At 71.8% G+C, this 21,217-nt stretch carries 19 protein-coding genes and 1 pseudogene; 16 read left to right on the forward strand and 4 right to left on the reverse strand.

Annotated elements, in window-relative coordinates:
- Window positions 1-30 precede the first annotated feature (30 nt).
- From ACIBEA_RS11155 to ACIBEA_RS11170, 4 genes are all read left to right on the forward strand, one after another.
- Complete coding sequence (locus ACIBEA_RS11155) at window positions 31-780, forward strand: hypothetical protein (protein WP_399259565.1); 750 nt, start codon at window positions 31-33, stop codon at window positions 778-780.
- Between the two features lie 80 nt (window positions 781-860).
- Entirely contained in the window at window positions 861-1,772 is a 912-nt protein-coding gene (locus tag ACIBEA_RS11160) for an aminoglycoside phosphotransferase family protein (RefSeq protein WP_399259566.1), read from the forward strand.
- The gene (locus ACIBEA_RS11165; RefSeq protein WP_399259567.1) at window positions 1,773-2,465 is read left to right on the forward strand and encodes a class I SAM-dependent methyltransferase; all 693 of its coding nucleotides are present in this window, start codon (window positions 1,773-1,775) and stop codon (window positions 2,463-2,465) included.
- 21 nt (window positions 2,466-2,486) lie between these two features.
- The gene (locus tag ACIBEA_RS11170) at window positions 2,487-3,044 is read left to right on the forward strand and encodes an HAD domain-containing protein (protein ID WP_399259568.1); all 558 of its coding nucleotides are present in this window, start codon (window positions 2,487-2,489) and stop codon (window positions 3,042-3,044) included.
- Window positions 3,045-3,085: 41 nt separating this feature from the next.
- Here ACIBEA_RS11170 and ACIBEA_RS11175 read toward each other — a convergent pair whose 3' ends face one another.
- Window positions 3,086-4,453, reverse strand: a complete 1,368-nt coding sequence (locus ACIBEA_RS11175) for a polysialyltransferase family glycosyltransferase (protein ID WP_399259569.1) — start codon at window positions 4,451-4,453, stop codon at window positions 3,086-3,088.
- Entirely contained in the window at window positions 4,450-5,442 is a 993-nt protein-coding gene (locus ACIBEA_RS11180) for a glycosyltransferase family 2 protein (protein ID WP_399259570.1), read from the reverse strand. Before ACIBEA_RS11180 ends, ACIBEA_RS11175 begins: the two co-directional genes overlap by 4 nt.
- 177 nt (window positions 5,443-5,619) lie before the next feature.
- On the opposite strand from ACIBEA_RS11180, the gene ACIBEA_RS11185 reads away from it, so the two are divergent.
- The 12 genes and pseudogenes from ACIBEA_RS11185 to ACIBEA_RS11240 all read left to right on the forward strand — a co-directional run bounded on the left by ACIBEA_RS11185 (window position 5,620) and on the right by ACIBEA_RS11240 (window position 18,929).
- Complete coding sequence (locus ACIBEA_RS11185; RefSeq protein ID WP_399259571.1) at window positions 5,620-6,951, forward strand: DUF6716 putative glycosyltransferase; 1,332 nt, start codon at window positions 5,620-5,622, stop codon at window positions 6,949-6,951.
- Window positions 6,948-7,646, forward strand: a pseudogene (locus tag ACIBEA_RS11190) (cytidylyltransferase domain-containing protein); the annotation flags it as partial. The gene ACIBEA_RS11185 and the pseudogene ACIBEA_RS11190, both read left to right, overlap by 4 nt.
- A 56-nt stretch (window positions 7,647-7,702) precedes the next feature.
- Entirely contained in the window at window positions 7,703-8,611 is a 909-nt protein-coding gene (locus ACIBEA_RS11195; RefSeq protein WP_399259572.1) for an N-acetylneuraminate synthase family protein, read from the forward strand.
- 66 nt (window positions 8,612-8,677) lie between these two features.
- Complete coding sequence (locus tag ACIBEA_RS11200; RefSeq protein ID WP_399259573.1) at window positions 8,678-9,838, forward strand: hypothetical protein; 1,161 nt, start codon at window positions 8,678-8,680, stop codon at window positions 9,836-9,838.
- Window positions 9,839-9,975: 137 nt separating this feature from the next.
- Complete coding sequence (locus ACIBEA_RS11205; RefSeq protein WP_399260119.1) at window positions 9,976-11,220, forward strand: amidohydrolase; 1,245 nt, start codon at window positions 9,976-9,978, stop codon at window positions 11,218-11,220.
- A 218-nt stretch (window positions 11,221-11,438) separates the two neighbouring features.
- A complete protein-coding gene (locus ACIBEA_RS11210) occupies window positions 11,439-12,494 on the forward strand; it encodes a BMP family protein (protein WP_399259574.1) in 1,056 nt (351 codons plus the stop codon).
- A 273-nt stretch (window positions 12,495-12,767) separates the two neighbouring features.
- Window positions 12,768-14,345 (forward strand): ABC transporter ATP-binding protein, encoded by a 1,578-nt coding sequence (locus ACIBEA_RS11215; RefSeq protein WP_399260121.1) that lies wholly within the window; start codon window positions 12,768-12,770, stop codon window positions 14,343-14,345.
- The gene (locus ACIBEA_RS11220; protein WP_399259575.1) at window positions 14,342-15,457 is read left to right on the forward strand and encodes an ABC transporter permease; all 1,116 of its coding nucleotides are present in this window, start codon (window positions 14,342-14,344) and stop codon (window positions 15,455-15,457) included. The genes ACIBEA_RS11215 and ACIBEA_RS11220 overlap by 4 nt, the downstream gene beginning before the upstream one ends.
- On the forward strand, window positions 15,454-16,719 hold the full coding sequence (locus ACIBEA_RS11225; RefSeq protein WP_399259576.1) for an ABC transporter permease: 1,266 nt from the start codon (window positions 15,454-15,456) through the stop codon (window positions 16,717-16,719). Before ACIBEA_RS11220 ends, ACIBEA_RS11225 begins: the two co-directional genes overlap by 4 nt.
- Complete coding sequence (locus ACIBEA_RS11230) at window positions 16,716-17,114, forward strand: cytidine deaminase (RefSeq protein WP_399259577.1); 399 nt, start codon at window positions 16,716-16,718, stop codon at window positions 17,112-17,114. The genes ACIBEA_RS11225 and ACIBEA_RS11230 overlap by 4 nt, the downstream gene beginning before the upstream one ends.
- A gap of 108 nt (window positions 17,115-17,222) precedes the next feature.
- Entirely contained in the window at window positions 17,223-18,500 is a 1,278-nt protein-coding gene (locus tag ACIBEA_RS11235; RefSeq protein ID WP_399259578.1) for a thymidine phosphorylase, read from the forward strand.
- 75 nt (window positions 18,501-18,575) lie between these two features.
- A complete protein-coding gene (locus tag ACIBEA_RS11240) occupies window positions 18,576-18,929 on the forward strand; it encodes an STAS domain-containing protein (protein ID WP_399259579.1) in 354 nt (117 codons plus the stop codon).
- Here the strand turns inward: ACIBEA_RS11240 and ACIBEA_RS11245 are convergent.
- Together ACIBEA_RS11245 and ACIBEA_RS11250 are read right to left on the reverse strand one after the other, a co-directional pair.
- A complete protein-coding gene (locus tag ACIBEA_RS11245) occupies window positions 18,825-19,802 on the reverse strand; it encodes a sigma-70 family RNA polymerase sigma factor (RefSeq protein ID WP_399259580.1) in 978 nt (325 codons plus the stop codon). The genes ACIBEA_RS11240 and ACIBEA_RS11245 overlap by 105 nt on opposite strands.
- A gap of 93 nt (window positions 19,803-19,895) precedes the next feature.
- Window positions 19,896-20,951 (reverse strand): ScbA/BarX family gamma-butyrolactone biosynthesis protein, encoded by a 1,056-nt coding sequence (locus ACIBEA_RS11250; protein WP_399259581.1) that lies wholly within the window; start codon window positions 20,949-20,951, stop codon window positions 19,896-19,898.
- Window positions 20,952-21,217 lie beyond the last annotated feature (266 nt).

Here is a 21,217-nt window from a genome sequence, read left to right on the forward strand (position 1 = left end):
CGAGCCTGGACGATCAGAGACGGAGAAACGGTGACCGCCATCGATACCGAGACCATCACGGTCGAGTTGCACGACGCCTTCGACCCGCGCTGGAGTCGCCTGCCCGGCATCCAGGTGGACGGTCGATGCATCAGCATCGACCCGGCCGATTACTTCTTCCGGTTCGAGTCCAACACCTGGCTCGTCGCGGACTGGGGGCTGGTCAAGACCCAGCTCATGGACGTGGAGGAGACGATCGAGAGCGCGGTCGAACAGCTCGCGCTCGACTTCATCAAGAACCACGGCGAGTCCACGTCGGACGCCGCCCGCGTGCTCGCCACGGCGTACGGGGTCTACTCGTACCTCTTCCGCGAAGAGCACCTGGCGGGCCTCGGCCTGCCGCAGATCACCGCCGATCACCTGCGCATGCTGCGCGAGGCGGCCACGCTGATGGCGCTTAACAAGGTCGAGCTGGACGGGCACATCTCCAACGTCGGGCCGTGCTGGTTCTTCCCCGCCGCCACCTCCGTCGTTTTCGACCTGGACGACACGATGGGCGCAATGCTGGACGAGGTCTACCACGGCGGCTGGTTCAACGAGCACCGCCGGATCGAGTCCATCAAGGCCCACGCCGCGCTCGGCGGCCGGCTCGTGCACGGCTGCCAGTCCGTGCCGGACCAGACCGGCGGCGTCGTCGCGCCCTACGGTGCCTCGATGGCGAACTTCCGTGACGACCTGGCCGAGTTCAAGGCGGGCTGGATCGAGCAGGTCTTCGCCCACCGCGTGACCGTCGCCGAATAGCCCCAACCCCTGTACGGCTCCGGGGCGGAGTGCTGCGCTCGCCCGCCCCGGAGCACACACCGGACTCCCGGAGCCACCCTATGGACCAGAGCTTGACCGCCGCCCTGCTGGACGGCCTGTGCACCCTCGTCGGCAAGCCCCTCCCGGAACGGGCCGAGATCCGGGTCTGGGGCATGTCCGGCGTCGAACGCGTCACTTTCCCCGACGGGGAGAGCGCCGTCTTCAAGTACGCCAAGGAGCCCTTCGACCGTGAGGCCCAGGCTCTTCGGGTGGCCCATCGGCGCGGCCTGCCAGTACCCGAACTCCACGCCATTGCTATGCAGGACAAGTGGCTCGGGATGCTCATGGACGACCTCGGCACCCCCGTACGGGAGGCAGAGGACCTCGATGGTGTGGCCGCCGCCGTGATGCTCCACGCAGCCCGGCCGTCCGGCGCCCTGCCCTTCCTTGACGGGCAGGGCCTCGCGGCCTTGCCCGGCCGAGCCCTCGATCACCTCCAGCGGCTGAGGAGGGCCGACCGCTGGACGGACTGCGACGACATCGAGACCGCTCTGGGGAAGATCTCCGCTGCGGCCGACGCCCGCGTCCAGGGGGCGACGCTCGACCCGTTCGGCTGGGTCCACTCGGAGTTCCATCCCACGAGCGTCCACATCGGCGAGGACAGCTGGCACCTCCTCGACTTCGCGCGCGCCTTCACCGGCCCCGGCCTGATCGACCTCGCCTCTTACCACGGCACCACCGCCGTGCCGAGCCCCGTGCGACTGCGGGTGTTCCTGGAGCAGTACGTCGCCGTAGGCGGCCACGAAGACGCTCTCGCCGCCCGGGGCGGACTGGCCGCCGAAGAGTGGGCCCTGGGCTGGCACCGCATGTGGGCGGTCGAGTGGTTCATGGAGCAGGCCGTCCGCTGGATCAACGACCCGGCCAAGGACCCCGCCTACATCCCCGTCGTCCGCCGCCACCTGAACGACGTGGTCCAACTACTGGAGGTCTAGGTGCTCGCCCCGGTCTCCCCTTGGTATGTCCATGCCGTCCAGCGCTTCGCCGCCGGCCCGGCTCAGGCCCTTCCCGCACCGACTCGGATGGAGTGGAGCACTCACCCGGGTCTCGGCCCCGGCGCCGAGACCCTTGGCCGGGACCTGTGCCGCAAGCGCGTCCTGGAACTGGGCTGCGGCTCCGGACGCAACGTCGCCCACCTCGCCAAGCATCACCAGGCCCGCGCCATCGGTGTGGACCTGGTCGGACTCCAAGTACGACGCGCCCGCTCCCACTACGGCCACATCGCCGGCGCCACCTTCGCCGCCGGCCATGCCCTGCACCACCTACAAGCCGCCAGCCACACCTTCGACGCGATCTACTCCGTCTTCGGTGCCGTCGGCCTCGTCGCTCCCGAGCTGCTACTCGCCGCCATTTCCCGACGCCTGGGGCCGGGCGGTGTCCTGGCTTTCTCCGTTCCGCACCCGGCCCGGGCCGGAAGACATCCATCCACGGACGACCGTCCGCGCGAGGACTACGTCACCATGCCCGACCACAGGCGGCTGCCCATCGCCCGATGGGAGTTCGACGCCCGCCGCTGGGGTGCCCACCTCACCCGGAACGGTCTGCGGATCACCTCTGTGCTGGAACTCCGCCACCCGCGTCGTGACCCGTGGCCCACCACCCTCCTGATCACCGCCCGAAAACGATGACAGCTGACACTGGAGGCATCGATGACCCGCCCCTACCTGCTCCTGGACATCGACGGAGTCCTCATACCGTTCCCGGCGGTAGACGGCAGTACCCCGCCCACCCACGCCCGCCACGCCGTCCTGCCCAGGGGGCGGGGGCCGGATGACCCGGTGCCCGTCTGGCTCGATCCCAGTCACGGCCCGCTGCTCGCCGACCTCGTGACCAGCGGTCTCGTCAGCCCGGTGTGGTGCACGAGCTGGCGCGAGGATGCGACCAGGATCATCGGGCCGCTCCTGGGTCTGCCAGCCTTCCCGTACCTCGACCTCCCCCGGCCTCAGATCACCACGAGCCATCCCAACGGCTACCTTTGGAAACGCGACCACGTCGACCCGTGGCTCGGTAGAGCCCCCGTTGTCTGGATCGACGACGACTTCACCGCCCTCGACCACATCTGGGCCGCCGAACGTGCGGCCCGCGGCGACCCCACGCTCCTCGTCCAGCCGGACCCCTATGCAGGTCTCCGGCCGAGCCATGTCACCGAAGTGCAGGAGTGGGCCCTCACCGTCCGCCCCACCCCTGGGTGCCAGAGGATGCCGTAGCGGATCGACCGGCGCCGGCAAGGTCGTAGCCGGCTAGCCGGCTAGCCGGCGGCGGCGCGGCGCAGGCGTAGGACCGCTCGGCGCAGTCGGCGCAGGGTGTGGTGGGTGGCCAGGGGGGTCAGGCGGGTCGGGACGCGGCCGCCCGGGAGCGCCAGGGAGGTCAGGCGGCGGCGGGTGAAGTAGGGGCGGGTGCGCGGGGTCAGGTGCGCCGCCAGGTACGCCTCGGCTTCGGGGCGGCGGGCCGCCAGGACCTTCGGCTGCATCGTGAAGCCGACCGCCGTGAGCAGGGCCGGCAGGTGGGGGACCGCCGTCAGGAGGGCGGGGAGGTCGGGGAGCGGGGGTGCGGGCTCCGCCAGGTCCGGGACCAGGGCGTCCACCAGGACCAGGGGGACGCGGTTGCTGTTCTGGTACGGGGTGAGGCGGGCCAGGACCTGCTCCGTGCCGGTCCGGGCCACCGGGAGTCCGTACAGGGTCGCGGCCGTGAGCAGGGCGGTGGAGAAGCAACCCACCACCAGGGCGGGGCGGATGCTCGCGAACAGGGTCTCGGCGAGCACCGTCGCGGGCAGCACCCGCAAGGGGACGCCCAGCCGCGCCGCCTCCTCCTCGGCCCGCCGGGAGTACCCGGCCGGGGCGCCGGGGTGCGGTTTGAACAGCAGCCGCCGGTGTCCCCGGGCGCAGGCGCCCCGCACCATCGCGGCGTGCAGTTCCTCCTCCTCCGCGGCCGTGAGCAGGTCGAGCGCGGACAGGTACTGGCCGAGGAGCAGGGCCGGCGGTTCCTCGTCCGGGCCGGCCTCCGGCGCCGGGAGTTCCGCCAGGACCTTCAGGAAGGCGTCCGTCGGGACCGTCCGGGCCGGTACGCCGAACTCGGTCAGCAACAGCGGTTCCAGCCCGGGCACCAGGTCCAGGTGCAGGACGCGCCGCACCCGGGTGCCGAGCTGCGGATCGAGCCGGAACCGGGTCGGGCCGTAGCTCATCAGCCCGTCGGCGTAGACCTCGACGGCCGCGCCGGGGAAGAGCCGGCACAGCGCCTGGGCCGGGGCGACCTGTACGGACTCGACGTACAGCTCGATCCGGTCGTCGCCCAGGCCCCACAGCGCGCGCAACTGGCGTTCCCACAAGGGCGCGTCCTCCGGGCGCGGGGTCCAGGCGCCGGGGTGGAAGGGGGCGATCGCCGCGTTCCAGTCGAGGACCTCGTCGAAGCGGCTGCGCAGGGCGTCGAAGCCCGGCATCGAGGCGAGTGGCGGGGCGACTTCGGGGATCGGGGCGTTGTCGCTGGTCAGCAGGATGCGGTGGACCGGTGGATCCGCCGGGTCGGTGGGGTCGCAGGCGCCCGCGTCGACGGCGGCGGCGAGGGTGGCCGTCCCGTACAGGGTGGACGCGAGGAAGATCTGGGTGGTGGGCCGGTTCACGCCGACGCCCCCGAGGTCGACCGGTTCGAAGGGGCGCGGCGGCGGAGCAGTCGCCGCAGCAGGGCGGTCCGTTCGGCGTCCATCGAATTCAGCGTCTCGTCGAGCAGTGGCCGCGGCATTCGCCGGAGCGCTTCCGCACTCATCGAGCGGAGTTTTCTGGCCACGGCCGGTTCGAACCTTTCCCTGGATCCGATGTGGTGGGCGATAATTGCGCAATACGTGCGAACGGCTTTCGGAAGGAGATCCGCGGATTCATGATCTTGGGCGGTTTCCGACAGGACTTGATCGAATGCGCGGATGAAATCGAGCTGACGCTCGTCGCCGATCTGCGTCAAGGAGGTGGAGACCCCGCGCCGGTAGAAGACCCCGGGCAGGCCGACCGCCGCGAACGAGCGCGCCCCGCGGTGCAGCCGCCAGATCCACGGCCGGTCCTCCGCGGTCCGCAGCCCGTCCGTGAAGTGCAGCAGCCCCCGGTCGAGGAGGCGCCGGTGGTACATCCCGGCCCAGGCGTACGGGTAGTCCACCGAGGTGGACCGCCCGGCGGGCAGGATCGCGCCGCGCGGGTCGGCCACCACGTCGTACGGGCCGTGCGGGACGCGCTGCACGACCCGCTCCCGGCCGGTCACCTGGACATGGTCCGTGCGGACGAAGTCGCAGTTCAGGCCCTGTATGGCGGCCAGGGTGCGGGTGAGGTGGCCGGGGGCGAGCCAGTCGTCGCCGTCCAGGAAGGCCAGGTACTCGCCGCGTGCCGCGTCCAGGCCGGTGTTGCGGGCCGTGGCCAGACCGCCGTTGCGGTCGCACCGCAGGTGCACGGCCCCGGGCAGCTCGCGGACCGCCCGTTCGAGCAACTCGCCCGTCCCGTCCGTCGAACAGTCGTCGACGAGGAGGAACTCGATGTCGTCCCTCGCGTTGCGTCCGAGGCTCTTCAGGGCGTCCGGGGCGTATGCGCGCACGTTGTAGAACGGCACGACGACAGAGAGCTTCAGCACCCGGGCGACGTTATGGGGGCGTCCCGGCATTCGCCATGGACCGGACGAGGACTTCGCGTGAACGACGCGCGGCGGCTGCGTTAACCCGCCCGGCTCCGCATTTTGCCGACGGGTTGTTAACCCGCTGTTGCGTGCTCGTTGGGCCGGTCAGGAGAATTCCCGCATAGCTTCTCGGTCGTGCCAGTAAGCCAGCGGGTCGCCGTTCTCGCCGATTCCGATACGCGATGGAAATGGGGCGCGCTCACCGCCCGCGGACTCCTGCCGGGCACGCCGGGCCCCCCGGGGACCGGCGGCCACCACCTCACCGGATACCTGCTGCGCGGCCGGGCCACGCCCACCGCCCGCCAGCTCGGCGAGGTGGGCGCCCGGGTCGACCGACTGACCGAGGTGACCTGCGCCGAATTCCTCGACGAGCTGCGCCGCGAACGCTACGACGTGGTCGTCCTCGCCCTCGTCGGCGGCGCCGTCCAAGCCGTCCTGCACGGCGTGCGCGCCCTGTGGCCGGAGCCGGCGGCGCGCCCCGTGCTCGTCACCGGGTACGTCGGCGTCGTCTACGAGAAGCTCGCCGACGGGCTGCTGCTGCGCCACGGCGCCGACCTGGTCCTCGCCAACTCCCGCCACGACGCGCAGCGCTTCCGCGCCGTGTACGAAGGGGTCGGCGCCGACGCGGCCGCCGTCACCGAGACCGCCCTGCCCTTCCTCGGCGGCGCGCCGTACGAGAGCGCGGGCGGCGGCCGGGCCCGCACCGTGGTCTTCGCCGCCCAGCCCTCCGTGCCCGAGAGCCGCGCGGACCGCACGTACCTGCTCGCCCGGGCCGCCGGGCACGCCAGGGCCCACCCCGACCGCGAGGTGCTGATCAAGCTGCGCAGCCGTCCCGGCGAGCACACCACGCACCTGGAGGAACTCCCCTACCAGCGGCTCGCGGACCGGCTGCCCGGCGGGCTGCCGGCCAACTGCCGCCTGGTGTACGGGAACATGGGGGAGGTCCTGGACCGCACCGACCTGCTGGTGACCGTGTCCTCGACCGCCGCGCTGGAATCCCTGCACCGGGGGATCCCCACCGCCGTCCTCACCGACCTCGGCGTCCGCGAGGCCCTGGGCAACCACCACTTCACCGGCTCCGGCTGCCTCGCCTCCTGGGACCGCATCGACGCCGGGCTGCTGCCGACGGGGGACCCCGGCTGGCTCGCCGCGCAGGGGGTGCTGGCCGACGCCGGGGCCTTCGACGCGGCCCGCGCCCGGGTCGCGGAGCTGGCCGCGCTGCCGTTGCTGGCGCCGCCGGACCCGTACTACACGCTCACCACCGCGCCCGGGTACCTGCCCGGGCTGCTGGCCCGCCACCACCTGGCCCCCGACGGCACCCCGCTGCCCGGCTCGACGCGGCCCGCCGCGGGGGAGTCCCGGCTGCGCGGCTGGCTGCGCGGGCGGCTGCGGGAGGCTGCGCGGGGCGCGTACCGGCACGGGGTCCAGCGGGTGGCCCCGGCGATCCGCAGGATGGGGGAGCTGTGAGGGTGCTGGCCGTGATCCCGGCCCGGGGCGGCTCCAAGGGGGTGCCCGGCAAGAACCTCGCGGAGGTGGCCGGCGTGCCCCTGGTCGGCCGGGCGGTGCGCGCCGCGCTGGCCGCGCCCACCGTCACCGACGTGGTGGTCTCCACCGACTCCGACGCGGTCGCCGACGCGGCGCGGGCGGCGGGGGCCGACGCCCTGCGCCGCCCGGCGGCGCTCGCCGGGGACGCCGCGAGCAGCGAGAGCGCCGTGCTGCACGCCCTGGAGTCCTTCGAGGAACTGCACTCGGTCACCGTGGACGTGGTCCTCCTGGTCCAGTGCACGAGCCCCTTCCTCACGGCCTCCGACGTGGAGGGCGTCGCCGCCGCGGTGGCGGGCGGGGCCGCGGACTCGGCGCTCACGGTGGCGCCCTTCCACGGCTTCCTCTGGCGCGCCCCGGACCAGCGCGCCCCGGGCGCCGTCACGGGGGTCAACCACGATCCCGCCGTCCGGCCGCGCCGCCAGGACCGGCCCCAGGACCTGCTGGAGACCGGCGCGGCGTACGCCATGGACGCGGCCGGCTTCCGGGCCGCCCGGCACCGCTTCTTCGGCCGGGTCCTCCCGGTGCCCACCGACCCGTCCCGGGTCCTGGAGGTCGACGACCCCCACGACCTGGCCCGCGCCCGCGCCCTGGCCCCCCTGCTGGACGACCCGCCACCACCCCGCACCCGCAAGCGCACCCGTACGCGCACCCGCACCGAAGGGCGTCACCTGACATGAGCGTCACCTCCAACCCCCGCCTGCGCCGGATCGGATCGCGCACCGCCGGTCCCGGTCGGCCCGTCTACGTCGTCGGTGAGATCGGCATCAACCACAACGGCGACCTGGACACGGCCCTCGCGCTCGTCGACGCCGCCGCGGACGCCGGGTGCGACGCCGTCAAGTTCCAGAAGCGGACCCCCGAGATCTGCACCCCGCGCGAGCAGTGGGACGTCGAACGCGACACCCCCTGGGGCCGGATGAGGTACATCGACTACCGCCACCGGGTGGAGTTCGGCGAGGACGAGTACCGCGCCGTCGACGCCCACTGCGCCGAGCGCGGCATCGACTGGTTCGCCTCTCCGTGGGACACGGAGGCCGTCGCCTTCCTGGAGGGGTTCGGCGTGCCCGCCCACAAGGTGGCCTCGGCCTCCCTCACCGACGACGAGCTGCTGCGGGCCGTACGCGCCACCGGCAAGACGGTCGTGCTCTCCACGGGCATGTCCACGCCGCGCCAGATACGGCACGCGGTGGAGGTGCTCGGCAGCGACAACATCCTTCTGTGCCACGCCACTTCGACCTACCCGGCCAAGGCCGAGGAGCTGAACCTGCGGGTGATCAACACCTTGCAGGAGGAGTACCCGAACGTCCCGATCGGCTACTCCGGCCACGAGACGGGCCTCCAGACCACGCTGGCCGCCGTCGCGCTGGGCGCCTCCTTCGTCGAGCGGCACATCACCCTCGACCGGGCGATGTGGGGCTCGGACCAGGCGGCCTCCGTCGAGCCCGGCGGCCTGCACCGGCTGGTCCGCGACATCCGCACCATCGAGGCCGCGCTCGGTGACGGGGTCAAGCGGGTCTACCCCTCCGAGCTCGCCCCGATGAAGAAGCTCCGCCGGGTCCAGGGCGCCCTGGCCGGGGTCTGACCTCCCGCCCCCAGCCTCCCCGGCGCCCCCGCCCCCTCCCCGGCGCCTCCGACGAAGGAGCACCCGATGACCCCCACCGCCGCCACCCTCGCCCTCGTCGAGAGTCCGGTCCAGCTCCTGAACGCGCTGGAGTGGGCCCACGCGAGAGGCGCCGACGACGCGGTCCGCGGCCCGTTGCTCGGCACCGTCCCGCGCCAGCCGGCCTACCGCGAGGCCCACCGGGAGCCGGGCGGCGGCGCGGGCGGCGCGGCGCCGCTGCGGATCGTCGTGCTGCCGCCCACCGACCCCATGTCCCGCGGACAGCTGCGCCGGATGGCCGGGCTGGCCCGCGACGAGGGCCACGAAGTGCGCTGGCAGGAGGCCCGGGGCGGCAAGCTGGCTCCCTTCAAGGCGCTCGCCGCGCTGGTGCGCGAGGTGCGGGCCGCCCGCCGCGTCGTCATCGGCGACCCCTTCTCCCGCTACGTCCAGCTGCTGCTCACCCTGGTCCGCGCCGACGAGCTGGTCGTCGTCGACGACGGCACCGCCACCATGGAGTTCATCGACCGGACCGCGCGCGGCGAACGGCTGGTGCGCTGGCACCGGGCGGGCGGCGGCGGCCTGCCGGGCCGGATCCGCGAGCTGGCGTACGCGCCGGTCTCCGGGACCGCGCGCCGCCGGTTCACCGCGGTGCGCGAGGGGCGCCGGGTCGAGGTGTTCACCTCGATGCCCGTCACCGCGCCGCCGGGCATGGGGCTGCGGCTCAACGACTTCGGCTGGGCCCGCTCGCGCTTCGGCCCGCCGCGGCTGACCAAGGGCACCGACCTGGTGGGCACCTCGCTGGTGGAGACGGGCGTGGTGGACCCGGACCGCTATCTGGCGGCCGTACGGGCGCTGGCCCGTGAGCACGGCGCCACCCGCTACTTCGCGCACCGCAGGGAGTCCCCGGACAAGCTGCGGGCGCTGAGCGAGGCGACCGGGCTGGAGATCGTCCGTCCGGACCTGCCGCTGGAGCTGATCGCCCGCCGGGGGCCGGTCGGCCGGACCGTCGTCAGCTTCCCCTCGACGGTCGTGCACACCCTGCCGTACGCGCTCGCGGGCACCGGGGTCACCGTCGCGGTCCGGGAGATCGATCCGGCCTGGCTCACCCGGAACGCGTCCCCGCGGGCCCGCGGCTTCCTCGCCGGGGTCGCCGGGACCGCCCGTGATGTGCGCAGACTCCCCGCCCACACCGCCCAGACGGCTCGATGAGCGGCGGAGTTTACCCCCGGGGGTATGCGCTCATGCGCCCAGAGGCCGGGTTTTCTTCGCCTAACGGGTTGAACTTTTCCTGATCTCCGGCCAGTTGAGCCGTCCGTGCGCCTACCCTTCAACGGGTGAACCAGTTGATGTCCCGCGAGTCACTGACCGCCCTGCCCGGCGAGCCCGCCCAGCCCGAGCTGCCCGGTACGCTGCCGGACCACCTGCGTGCCGAACTGATCGCGTTCCGCCGGGACTTGCACATGCATCCCGAACTCGGGCACCAGGAGTTCCGCACCACCGCCGCGCTCAAGGCGAGGTTGGAGAAAGCGGGCCTGCGACCACGGGTACTGGACTCCGGTACCGGGCTCATCTGTGACGTCGGCAGCTGGGACGGAGTGGTGCCGATGCTCGCCATCCGCGCGGACATCGACGCCCTGCCCATTCCGGACGCCAAGACCCATGTGTCCTACCGTTCCACCGTCCCCGACCGCGCCCACGCCTGCGGTCACGACGTGCACACCGCCGTGGTGCTCGGCACCGGCCTGGTCCTGGCCGAGCTGGACCGGCAGGGGCTGCTGCCCCGGCCCGTTCGGCTGCTCTTCCAGCCCGCCGAGGAGGTGTTGCCGGGCGGCGCCACCGAGGCCATCGACTCCGGTGCGCTGGACGGCGTGGGCAAGATGATCGCGGTGCACTGCGACCCGCGCGTGGACGCCGGCCGGATCGGTCTGCGGGCCGGCCCGATCACCTCGGCCTGCGACCGGCTGGAGGTCACCCTCGACGGGGCCGGCGGGCACACCGCCCGGCCGCACCTGACCACCGACCTGGTGACGGCGGCGGCCCGGATCGCGCTCGACGTGCCCGCGCTGCTGTCCCGCCGGATGGACGCCCGGAGCGGCATGGCCGTCACCTGGGGCCGGATCGAGGCCGGGCACGCCTGCAACGTCATCCCGATGCACGCCGAGCTGTCCGGGACCGTGCGCTGCCTGGACCTGGCCGCCTGGCACGAGGCGCCGGAGCAGGTGCACGCGGCGATCGACGAGATCGCGACGATGCACCGGGCCAAGTCGACGATCAACTACGTCCGCGGGGTGCCGCCGGTCGTCAACGATCCGGCCGTCGTCGAGCTGCTGCGCGAGTCGATGGCGGCGCGGCGCGGTGCGGACTCGATCGAGGACACCGAGCAGAGCCTGGGCGGCGAGGACTTCTCCTGGTACCTGGAGCACGTGCCGGGCGCGATGGCCCGGCTCGGGGTGCGCGCGCCGGGGGACACCGCCAAGCGCGACCTGCACCGCGGCGACTTCGACGTGGACGAGTCCGCGATCGCCGTCGGGGTCGAGTTCTTCACCGCCGCCGCGCTCCTCGACGGGCGCCGCGCAAGGCCGATCAGGTAAAGCTCCGTACAACAACCGAGAAGCGGCGGGTGGCCGCGTCCAGCCCTTGATACACAAGGGCTGGACGCCTGTCCGGTTACCAATCGGTCACTGTCCGGTTCGCGACGATCCGATAACGACTCATGTACGGGTCTTTAACTGACATCTACGCGCGTTACGATCGCGGCGAAACCAGCGCCGGTCCCGGCGCTTCGGTCAGGTTTTGAAGGAGCCTCCCCTTGCGCCGGATCACCAGGATCGCCACCGTGGGCATCGCCTCCGCGGCGCTCGCCCTCTCGGCCACCGCCTGTGGCGGTAAGAAGTCCTCGGACACCGGATCTTCCTCCGACAAGAAGGAAGCTTCCGTCGCCATCGCGTACGACATCGGTGGCCGCGGCGACCAGTCGTTCAACGACGCCGCCTACGCGGGCCTCCAGCAGGCCGAGAAGGACCTGAAGGTCAAGGGCGCCGAGGCGGAGCCCACCGACGGCGAGGGCGAGGCCGACAAGGTCCAGCGCCTCACCGAGCTGGCCCGCAAGGGCAACAACCCGGTCATCGGCGTCGGCTTCTCCTACGCCCCGGCCATCAAGAAGGTCGCGCCGAAGTTCCCGAAGACCACCTTCGGCATCATCGACGACACCTCGGTGACCGGCCCGAACATCGCCAACCTGGTGTTCAACGAGGAGCAGGGCTCCTACCTGGCCGGCGTCGCCGCCGCCAAGGTCTCCAAGACCGGCACGGTCGGCTTCATCGGTGGTGTCGAGGTCCCGCTGATCAAGAAGTTCGAGGCGGGCTTCACGCAGGGCGTGAAGGACACCAACCCGAACGCCAAGGTGCTCTCGCACTACCTGACCCAGCCCCCGAACTTCGACGGCTTCTCCAAGCCCGACCTCGGCAAGGCCACGGCGCAGGGTCAGCTCGACGCCGGCGCCGACGTGATCTACGCCGCCGCCGGTCTGGCCGGCTCGGGCGCCATCGAGGCCACCGCCGCCAAGGGCAAGTGGGCCATCGGCGTCGACTCGGACCAGTACAACCAGGCGGGTCTGGTCAAGTACAAGGACCACATCCTGACCTCGGTCACCAAGCAGGTCCAGCAGTCCGTCTTCAACCTCATCAAGTCGGTCGAGGACGGCAAGCCGCAGACGGGCGAGATCCGCTACGGCCTGGACAAGGACGGCGTCGGCCTGGCCGACTCCAACCCCGAGTACAAGAAGATGACCGACGTCATCGCTGCGGTGAACCAGGCGAAGGCCGACATCATCGCGAAGAAGATCACGGTCAAGACCACTCCGTAACGTCTTGACTGACGGGTCGACATGGTTTCCGGGGTCCGGGCAGCGGTCTCTACCGCTCCCGGGCCCCGAGCCGTCTCCCTCGGTTCTTGATCGCTTTTTCTGGCCACTTGGCCGCAAGTTTTCACTTCCGACAGTGCTACGCGCGTAGAGGCATCGTGGACGCGATACCTTCTCTCCTCCGCTCTGTCCCCCCTGCCGCCACGGCATTTCCAGCTCCTTCCGCGCCAAGGAGAGTGCGTCATCAACGCGTCCAGCCCCCCTCTCGCCGTAGAACTGAACGGCATTACCAAGCGCTTCCCCGGCGTCGTCGCCAACAAGGACATCGCGATCAGCGTCCGCAAGGGCACGGTCCACGCCTTGATCGGTGAGAACGGCGCCGGCAAGTCGACCCTGATGAAGATCCTCTACGGCATGCAGAAGCCGGACGAGGGCACCATCGCGATCGACGGGGAGCAGGTCACCTTCTCCAGCCCCGGCGACGCCATCGCCCGCGGCATCGGCATGGTGCACCAGCACTTCATGCTCGCCGACAACCTCACCGTCCTGGAGAACGTCGTCCTCGGCGGCGAGAAGCTCTACGGCATCGGTGCGAAGGCGCGCAAGAAGATCATGGAGATCTCCGACGCGTACGGCCTGGGCGTGCGCCCGGACGCCCTCGTCGAGGACCTCGGCGTCGCCGACCGGCAGCGCGTGGAGATCCTCAAGGTCCTCTACCGCGGCGCGAAGATCCTCATCCTCGACGAGCCCACCGCGGTGCTCGTCCCGCAGGAAGTGGACGCGCTCTTCGACAACCTGCGCGAGCTCAAGGCCGAGGGCCTGACCGTCATCTTCATCTCGCACAAGCTGGGCGAGGTGCTGAAGGTCGCCGACGACATCACCGTCATCCGGCGCGGCACGACGGTCGGCACCGCCGACCCGCGCGACCCCAAGACCACGACCAAGCTGCTCGCCGAGCTGATGGTCGGCTCCGAACTCCCCTCGCCCGAGACGCGCGAGTCCACGGTGACGACGACGCCGATGCTCCGGGTCGAGGGCCTGAACCTGGTTGCCACCGACCCGGACGGCATCGTCCGCGAGGTGCTCGCCGGTATCGACCTCACCATCCACAAGGGCGAGGTGCTCGGCATCGCGGGCGTCGAGGGCAACGGCCAGACGGAACTCATCGAAGCCCTCATGGGAATGAGCATCCCCGACGGCGGCACCATCACGCTGGACGGCAAGGACATCTCCACCGTCCCGACGCGCAAGCGCCGCGAAGGCGGCATCGGTTACATCCCCGAGGACCGCCACCGGCACGGCCTGCTGCTGGAGTCCTCCCTGTGGGAGAACCGCATCCTGGGCCACGTCACCGAGGCGCCCAACTCCAAGCGCGGCATCCTCGACCCGAAGGCCGTCCGCAAGGACACCGAGCGGATCGTGCGCGAGTACGACGTCCGCACGCCCGGCATCGACGTCACCGCGGCCTCGCTCTCCGGCGGCAACCAGCAGAAGCTGATCGTCGGCCGCGAGATGAGCCACAACCCCAAGTTCCTGATCGCCGCCCACCCCACCCGTGGTGTGGACGTCGGCGCCCAGGCCCAGATCTGGGACGCGATCCGCGAGGCCCGCCGCGAGGGCCTGGCCGTGCTGCTGATCTCGGCCGACCTGGACGAGCTGATCGGCCTGTCCGACACCCTGCGCGTGATCTACCGCGGCCGCCTGGTCGCGGACGCCGACCCGGCGACCGTCACCCCGGAAGAACTCGGCACCGCCATGACGGGCGCCGCGACCGGGCACCTGGAAGCACCCGACAACCACTCCGACGCCGGTGCCGACGCTGGTACCGCATCCCCGGAGGACGAGGCCCGATGAAGAAATTCGACAAGGACCGGCTGCTCCTCGCATTCGCCGGGCCCGCGCTCGCACTGGTCGCCGCCTTCGTGCTGACCGTGATCGTGCTGGCGGCGACGGGCGTCGACCCGATCGACCCGCTGCGCATCATGGTGGAGAACGCCGGCTACGAGGACGTCCAGATCCTCATCCTGAACCAGGCCGGCACCTACTACCTGGCGGCGCTCGCGGTGGCCATCGGCTTCCGGATGAACCTCTTCAACATCGGCGTCGACGGCCAGTACCGCCTCGCCGCGATGGTCTCCGCCGTCGTGGGCACCGCGGTGAGCCTGCCCGGGCCGCTGCACATCCTGCTCATCGTGGTCGTCGCCATGCTGACCGGTGCCTTCTGGTCCGGCATCGCGGGCGTGCTGAAGGCCAAGCGCGGGGTCAGCGAGGTCGTCTCCACGATCATGCTGAACGCCATCGCGACCAGCCTCATCGCCTGGCTGATCCTGCCGAAGAACTTCGGCGTCCAGCCCGCGGGCTCCAACGACCTGACGACCGGTGACATCGCCGAGTCCGGTTGGTTCCCCGCGGTGACCGTCGGCGACGGCCTGGAGATCTACGGCTTCACCTTCGTGGCCTTCGCCCTCGGCGTCGTCTACTGGTTCGTGCTCAACCGCACCCGCTTCGGCTTCGACCTGCGCGCCACCGGCGCCAGCGAGTCCGCCGCCCAGGCGTCCGGCGTGGACGCCAAGAAGATGATCATCACCTCGATGGTGATCTCGGGCGCGGTCGCGGGCCTGTCCGGCATGCCGCAGCTGCTGGGCGAGACCCACACGTACAACCTGTCCTTCCCCGTGGGCGTCGGCTTCACCGGCATCACCATCGCGCTGCTGGGCCGCAACAGCCCGGTCGGCATCCTCTTCGCCGCCTTCCTGATGTCCTTCATCGACAAGGCCTCGGCCGGTCTCGACACGGCCGGGTACGCGAAGGAGATCGGCACGATCATGAAGGGCCTGATCGTGATCGCCGTCGTCGTCTCCTACGAGCTCGTCCGCCGCTGGGGCATCCGCCGCCAGCAGCAGAAGGTCGGCGAGGAGCTGGCCGCGGGCCACGCCATCAAGACCGAGAAGGAGGTCGCGGCGTGAGCGCCAGCACCGTTTCCGCGACGAATGCGGCCCCCAAGAAGCAGACCGGCCGCAAGAAGCTCACCCTGCCCTGGATCATGCTGATCATCGCGGGCGGCCTCGCGCTGGTCTCGCTGGTCCGCGTGATCAGCGGGGCCCAGGACCTGACCTCCGTCGGCCAGGTCTCCGGCGCGCTCTCCCTCGCCGTGCCGATCGGTCTCGCCGGTCTCGGCGGCCTGTGGGCCGAGCGCGCGGGCGTCGTCAACATCGGCCTCGAAGGCATGATGATCCTCGGCACCTGGTTCGGCGCCTGGGCGGGCTACCAGTGGGGCCCGTGGACCGGCGTGGTCGTCGGCATCGCGGGCGGCGCCCTCGGCGGCCTGCTGCACGCGATCATCACGGTCACCTTCAACGTGAACCACATCGTCTCCGGTGTGGCCATCAACATCCTGGCCCTCGGTTTCACCCAGTACCTGTCGAACTTCACGTTCAACGAGGCGCCCGGCGGCTCCTCCAAGCAGTCGCCGCGCGTCGAGGAGATCTACCACATCACCGTGCCGGGGCTGTCCGACTGGCTGACCACCCTCCAGGGCAAGCACTGGTTCTTCCTCTCGGACCTGGCCGGCGTCCTGGGCGGTCTGGTCACCAACCTGTCGCTGCTGACCGTCGTGGCCCTGCTGCTGATCCCGGGCACCTGGTGGGTGCTGTGGCGCACCAGCTTCGGCCTGCGCCTGCGCTCCTGCGGCGAGAACCCCGTCGCCGCCGAGTCCCTCGGCGTCAACGTCTACAAGTACAAGTACATCGCCGTGATCGTCTCGGGCGCCCTCGCGGGCCTCGGCGGCGTGTTCCTCTCCGAGGTCGCCAGCCCGATCTACCAGGAGGGCCAGACCGGCGGCCGCGGTTACATCGGTCTCGCCGCGATGATCTTCGGCAACTGGATGCCCGGTGGCATGGCGCTCGGTGCGGGCCTCTTCGGCTTCACCGACAGCCTCAAGCTGCGCGGCGGCGCCGAGAACGTGCACGCGATGCTGCTGCTGATCGCGATCCTGCTCGTCCTGGCCGTCGCCTGGCAGCTGTACAAGAAGAAGTACGTCTCCGCGATCGTCTCCGCGGTCATCGCCGCCGGCCTCTTCCTCTGGTACGCGACCACCGACTCGGTGCCGAGCCAGTTCGTGGACGCGGCCCCGTACCTGACCACCCTGCTCGTGCTCGCGCTCTCCGCGCAGCGCCTGCGGATGCCCAAGGCGGACGGCATGCCCTACCGCAAGGGCCAGGGCAAGTGACGACCGCGACCGCGCCCGACTGGGACGCCCTGCGGGAGGCCGCCCGGGACGCCATGTCCCGGGCGTACGCCCCCTACTCGGGCTTCCCGGTCGGCGTCGCGGCCCTCGTCGACGACGGCCGCACCATCACCGGCTGCAACGTCGAGAACGCCAGCTACGGCCTCGGCCTGTGCGCCGAGTGCGGGCTGGTCTCCGCCCTGCAGGCCACCGGTGGCGGCCGCCTGACGCACTTCACCTGCGTCGACGGCAAGGGCGAGGTCCTGGTGCCCTGCGGGCGCTGTCGCCAGCTCCTGTACGAGTTCGGCGGGCCCGAGCTCCAGGTGGAGACGCCCGAGGGCGTCCTGCCGCTGGCGGCCATGCTGCCGCAGGCCTTCGGGCCCGACCACCTGAGATAGCCGTGCGGACGGCCCTTCGCCCTTCGGGGCGGAGGGCCGTCCTGCTTCTCCACACCTGCCTCACCCCTCACCCCTCATCTCTCTATGCGCGTAGAAGGAAGTCATCCCATGGACGTCATCTCCGTCATCCGGACCAAGCGTGACCGCGGCGAGCTGAGCCCCGAGCAGATCGACTGGGTCATCGACGCGTACACGCGCGGTGTCGTCGCCGACGAGCAGATGTCGGCCCTGGCGATGGCCATCCTGCTCAACGGCATGAACCGGACCGAGATCGCCCGCTGGACCGCCGCGATGATCGCGAGCGGCGAGCGCATGAACTTCGACTCGCTCTCGCGCCCGACCGCCGACAAGCACTCCACCGGTGGCGTCGGCGACAAGATCACCCTGCCGCTGGCCCCGCTCGTCGCCGCCTGCGGCGCGGCCGTACCGCAGCTCTCCGGGCGCGGCCTCGGCCACACCGGCGGCACCCTGGACAAGCTGGAGTCCATCCCCGGCTGGCGCGCGCTGCTCTCCAACGAGGAGATGCTGCACGTCCTGGACACCACCGGCGCGGTCATCTGCGCGGCGGGCGACGGGCTGGCCCCGGCCGACAAGAAGCTGTACGCGCTGCGCGACGTCACCGGCACCGTCGAGGCGATCCCGCTGATCGCGTCCTCGATCATGTCCAAGAAGATCGCCGAGGGCACGGGCTCGCTGGTGCTCGACGTGAAGGTCGGCTCCGGCGCCTTCATGAAGAACATCGAGGACGCGCGCGAGCTGGCCTCGACGATGGTCGGCCTCGGCACCGACCACGGGGTCAAGACCGTCGCGCTGCTGACCGACATGTCCACGCCGCTCGGCCTGACCGCGGGCAACGCGCTGGAGATCCGCGAGTCGGTGGAGGTGCTCGCCGGCGGCGGCCCCTCCGACGTGGTCGAGCTGACCCTGGCGCTGGCCCGCGAGATGCTGGCGGCCGCCGGCATCCGTGACGCGGACCCGGCGAAGGCGCTGGCCGACGGGTCGGCCATGGACGTGTGGCGCCGGATGATCGCGGCCCAGGGCGGCGACCCGGACGCGGCCCTGCCGGTGGCCCGCGAGCAGCACGTCGTCACCGCCCCGGCCTCGGGCGTGCTGACCCGCACGGACGCGTACGCGGTCGGCGTGGGCGCCTGGCGCCTGGGCGCGGGCCGCGCCCGCAAGGAGGACCCGGTGCAGGCGGGCGCGGGCATCGAGCTGCACGCGAAGCCGGGCGACGCCGTCGTGGCGGGCCAGCCCCTGATGACGCTGCACACGGACACCCCGGAGAAGTTCGAGTACGCGCTGGCGGCCCTCGACGGCTCCTTCGACATCGCCCCGGCGGGCACCTCCTTCACGGCGACCCCGATCGTGCTGGACCGCATCGCGTAGTGCGCCCGCGCCCCTGAGCGACCCCGATCCCCGCCCCCGCCGATGAGTTCCGGCGGGGGCGGGGGTCATTGAGGCGTGGAGACGAAACGGTTCGTGGTGCCCGGGCCCGGGATGACGGTGGCGGAGGCCGAGGAGGCCCTCGCGCGGCTCGCCGGCGGGGCGGGGGTGGTGTGGGACGTCAGCGCCGTCACCGAGCCCGGCCTGGCGGCCGTGGAGGCCCTGGCACGGCTCGCCCTGGCCGCGCGCCGGGGCGGGGCCGCGCTGACCGTCACGGGGGCCGGAGCGGGGCTCCTGGCCCTGCTCCGGCTGACCGGACTGGCGGGGTCAGTCGAGGTGCTCGGGGAGCCCGAAGAGGGGGAACCAGCGCGCGGTGTCCAAGAAGGCGTTGAGGCCGACGATCCGGCCCCGGGAGACCTCCAGGACCTGTAGGGCCCAGGGAGCGTGTCCCCGGCCGTCCGCAGCCGGCCGGTACTGGCCGAAGGCGGGCATGCCGTTGGCCGTGGTGGGGAGCAGGCGCGAGCCGCGGCAGCCGATGCCCTGGTTCAGGTGCCAGGCGGCGATGTCCTCGGGGCCCTGGAGCCACAGGTCGAACGGCGGCATCGACAGGACGGCGTCCTCGTGCAGCAGGGTGGTCAGCCGCGAGATGTCGTAGGCCTCGAAGGCGGCGAGGTACTGCTCCAGCAGCTTCGCCTGGTCGGCGTCGAGCGGGTCCGCCGCTTCGCTCGGGCGGATCCGACCGGCGGCCAGGGTGGCCCGCGCGCGCTGGAGGGCGCTGTTGACGGAGGCCACGCTGGTCTCCAGCAGGGTGGCGACCTCGTCCGCCTTCCAGGCCAGCACCTCGCGCAGGATCAGCACCGCCCGCTGCTTGGCCGGCAGGTGCTGCAGGGCCGCGACGAAGGCGAGCCGGACCGACTCCTTGGCCAGGGCCAGCTCGGCCGGGTCGGCGGTCTGGGAGATCACCCGCGCGTCCGGCACCGGCTCCAACCAGGTCACCTCGGGCCGCTCGCTCAGGACGGCGGAGGCCTGGTGCTGCGGGGCCGTGAGGTCCATCGGGCGGGCCCGCTTCTTCCCCGCGGCCAGCAGGTCCAGGCAGACGTTGGTGGCGATGCGGTAGAGCCAGGACCGCAGCGAGGAGCGGCCCTCGAACTTCTCGTAGCTCCGCCACGCACGGACGTACGTGTCCTGCACCGCGTCCTCGGCGTCGAAGGCCGAGCCGAGCATCCGGTAGCAGTACCCGGTCAGCTCGGTCCGGTGGCGGTCCATCGCCGAGTCCAGCTCCGACCGCGTGGCGAGGTCACTCATGATCGTCGAACCCCCAAGTAGATCCCGATACTTGGGACGCTACCCGAGGGGTCCGACAACGGCACCGCAGGGCCGCGGCGCGCTCCCGCGCGGTTACGCGGAGACCGCCGGCTGGATGGTCGGCTGGAGGCCCGGGTGGATGGGGGAGTGGGTCACCGCGGGGCCCGGCAGGGGGCGCCGGGCGGGCAGCGGGGTGGTGCTGACACGAGCCGTGAACAGCTCCTGGCCCTCCTGGTGGATGGCCACCCGGACCCGGCCGGTGCCCTGTTCCGGTTCCGCTTCGACCCAGCACGGGGCGTCGAGCTCGGCGAAGCGCGAGAACTTGGTGTCCATCGCCGCGGCCATGGCCCGCGCGGGCCCGGCGACGACGTGGGCGGCCTGGCGGGCGGCCTCCAGCATGAGCGCGCCGGGGACGTGGTCGACGGGGTGGTCGAAGAGCACGGGGTGGTCGGTGTCCACGCGCAGCTGCCAGCGGTGCGGGGAGGTGGTGGCGGCCAGGACGACGTTCTCCCGCAGCTCGTGGCCCACCAGCTTCGGCGAGACGGGCAGCGGCACCGGCACGGCGGCGGCGAGGGCGGTGTCCACATCGGCGTACTCGGCCCGCAGCCTGCGGTAGATGGCGGGCGCGTGGCTGCTGAAGCGGGTCTGGGCGCTGCCGAGCCAGACGCCGTCGCGCCGGGCCTCCACGTGCAGGGAGAGGGCGCCGAGCTTGCCGCGGCGCTGGACGACGTCGTGGCAGTTGACGTAGAGGGTGACCTCGGCGGGCCGCAGCCGGGCCTGCAGGGCGGCCGCGCCGGGGGCTATCGCGTAGCGGAAGTACTCCCAGATCAGGTGGTGGCCGAAGGGGACGGTGTACGCGGCGTGCGAGAGCAGCGGGAAGATCTGCCGCACGGTCTCGGCGAAGAGGAGCGGGTCGTGCAGGCCGTTCTGGGAACGGTAGAAACTGTGGGCGCGCGGCCATTGGGCGGTGATGGTGAAGGAGTCCTGGGCGTCCCGGTGCCAGCCGGTCAGCAGGACCTCCGCCAGGGCGGCCTTGTGGACGTACTCGCGGGGGACCGTGGTGGTGACGGTGGCCGGCGGTTCGGCCGGCCCGCCGAAGGGGAGCTGCGTGATGGCGCCGGACTGGTAGCGGGCGTACTCGAACTCCATGTGAATCCCCCAGAGATGGCCGTGCGCGAACCGGTGTGGAGCAGACGTGGTGCAGATGCGTCGCGGAAGCGGGGCAGGTGCGTGGCTGTACCGGAGCAGGCCGGCCGAGAGCCCTTCGGACGAGGTCCGGGGTGGCCGGCACGAATTAAACTAGAGAGTGCTCGTTTTGTTTGTCGAGCGGGAACGGGTGGAAAGTCGAGAGTGGCTTGAACTGGCTGCCGGAGGATGCGTTCATCGGAGGGAGGTCTCACCCCAGCCCTCCGGCC

The sequence above is a fragment of the Streptomyces sp. NPDC051555 genome, assembly GCF_044454405.1.
Taxonomy (GTDB): domain Bacteria; phylum Actinomycetota; class Actinomycetes; order Streptomycetales; family Streptomycetaceae; genus Streptomyces.

Excerpts from the sequence above, each read along its gene's own strand:
- ACIBEA_RS11160 (WP_399259566.1), top strand. The coding sequence starts at position 861 with ATGGACCAGAGCTTGACCGCCGCCCTGCTGGACGGCCTGTGCACCCTC.
- ACIBEA_RS11170 (WP_399259568.1), top strand. The coding sequence starts at position 2,487 with ATGACCCGCCCCTACCTGCTCCTGGACATCGACGGAGTCCTCATACCG.
- ACIBEA_RS11195 (WP_399259572.1), top strand. The coding sequence starts at position 7,703 with ATGAGCGTCACCTCCAACCCCCGCCTGCGCCGGATCGGATCGCGCACC.
- ACIBEA_RS11200 (WP_399259573.1), top strand. The coding sequence starts at position 8,678 with ATGACCCCCACCGCCGCCACCCTCGCCCTCGTCGAGAGTCCGGTCCAG.
- ACIBEA_RS11205 (WP_399260119.1), top strand. The coding sequence starts at position 9,976 with ATGTCCCGCGAGTCACTGACCGCCCTGCCCGGCGAGCCCGCCCAGCCC.
- ACIBEA_RS11220 (WP_399259575.1), top strand. The coding sequence starts at position 14,342 with ATGAAGAAATTCGACAAGGACCGGCTGCTCCTCGCATTCGCCGGGCCC.
- ACIBEA_RS11235 (WP_399259578.1), top strand. The coding sequence starts at position 17,223 with ATGGACGTCATCTCCGTCATCCGGACCAAGCGTGACCGCGGCGAGCTG.
- ACIBEA_RS11245 (WP_399259580.1), bottom strand. The coding sequence starts at position 19,802 with ATGAGTGACCTCGCCACGCGGTCGGAGCTGGACTCGGCGATGGACCGC.
- ACIBEA_RS11250 (WP_399259581.1), bottom strand. The coding sequence starts at position 20,951 with ATGGAGTTCGAGTACGCCCGCTACCAGTCCGGCGCCATCACGCAGCTC.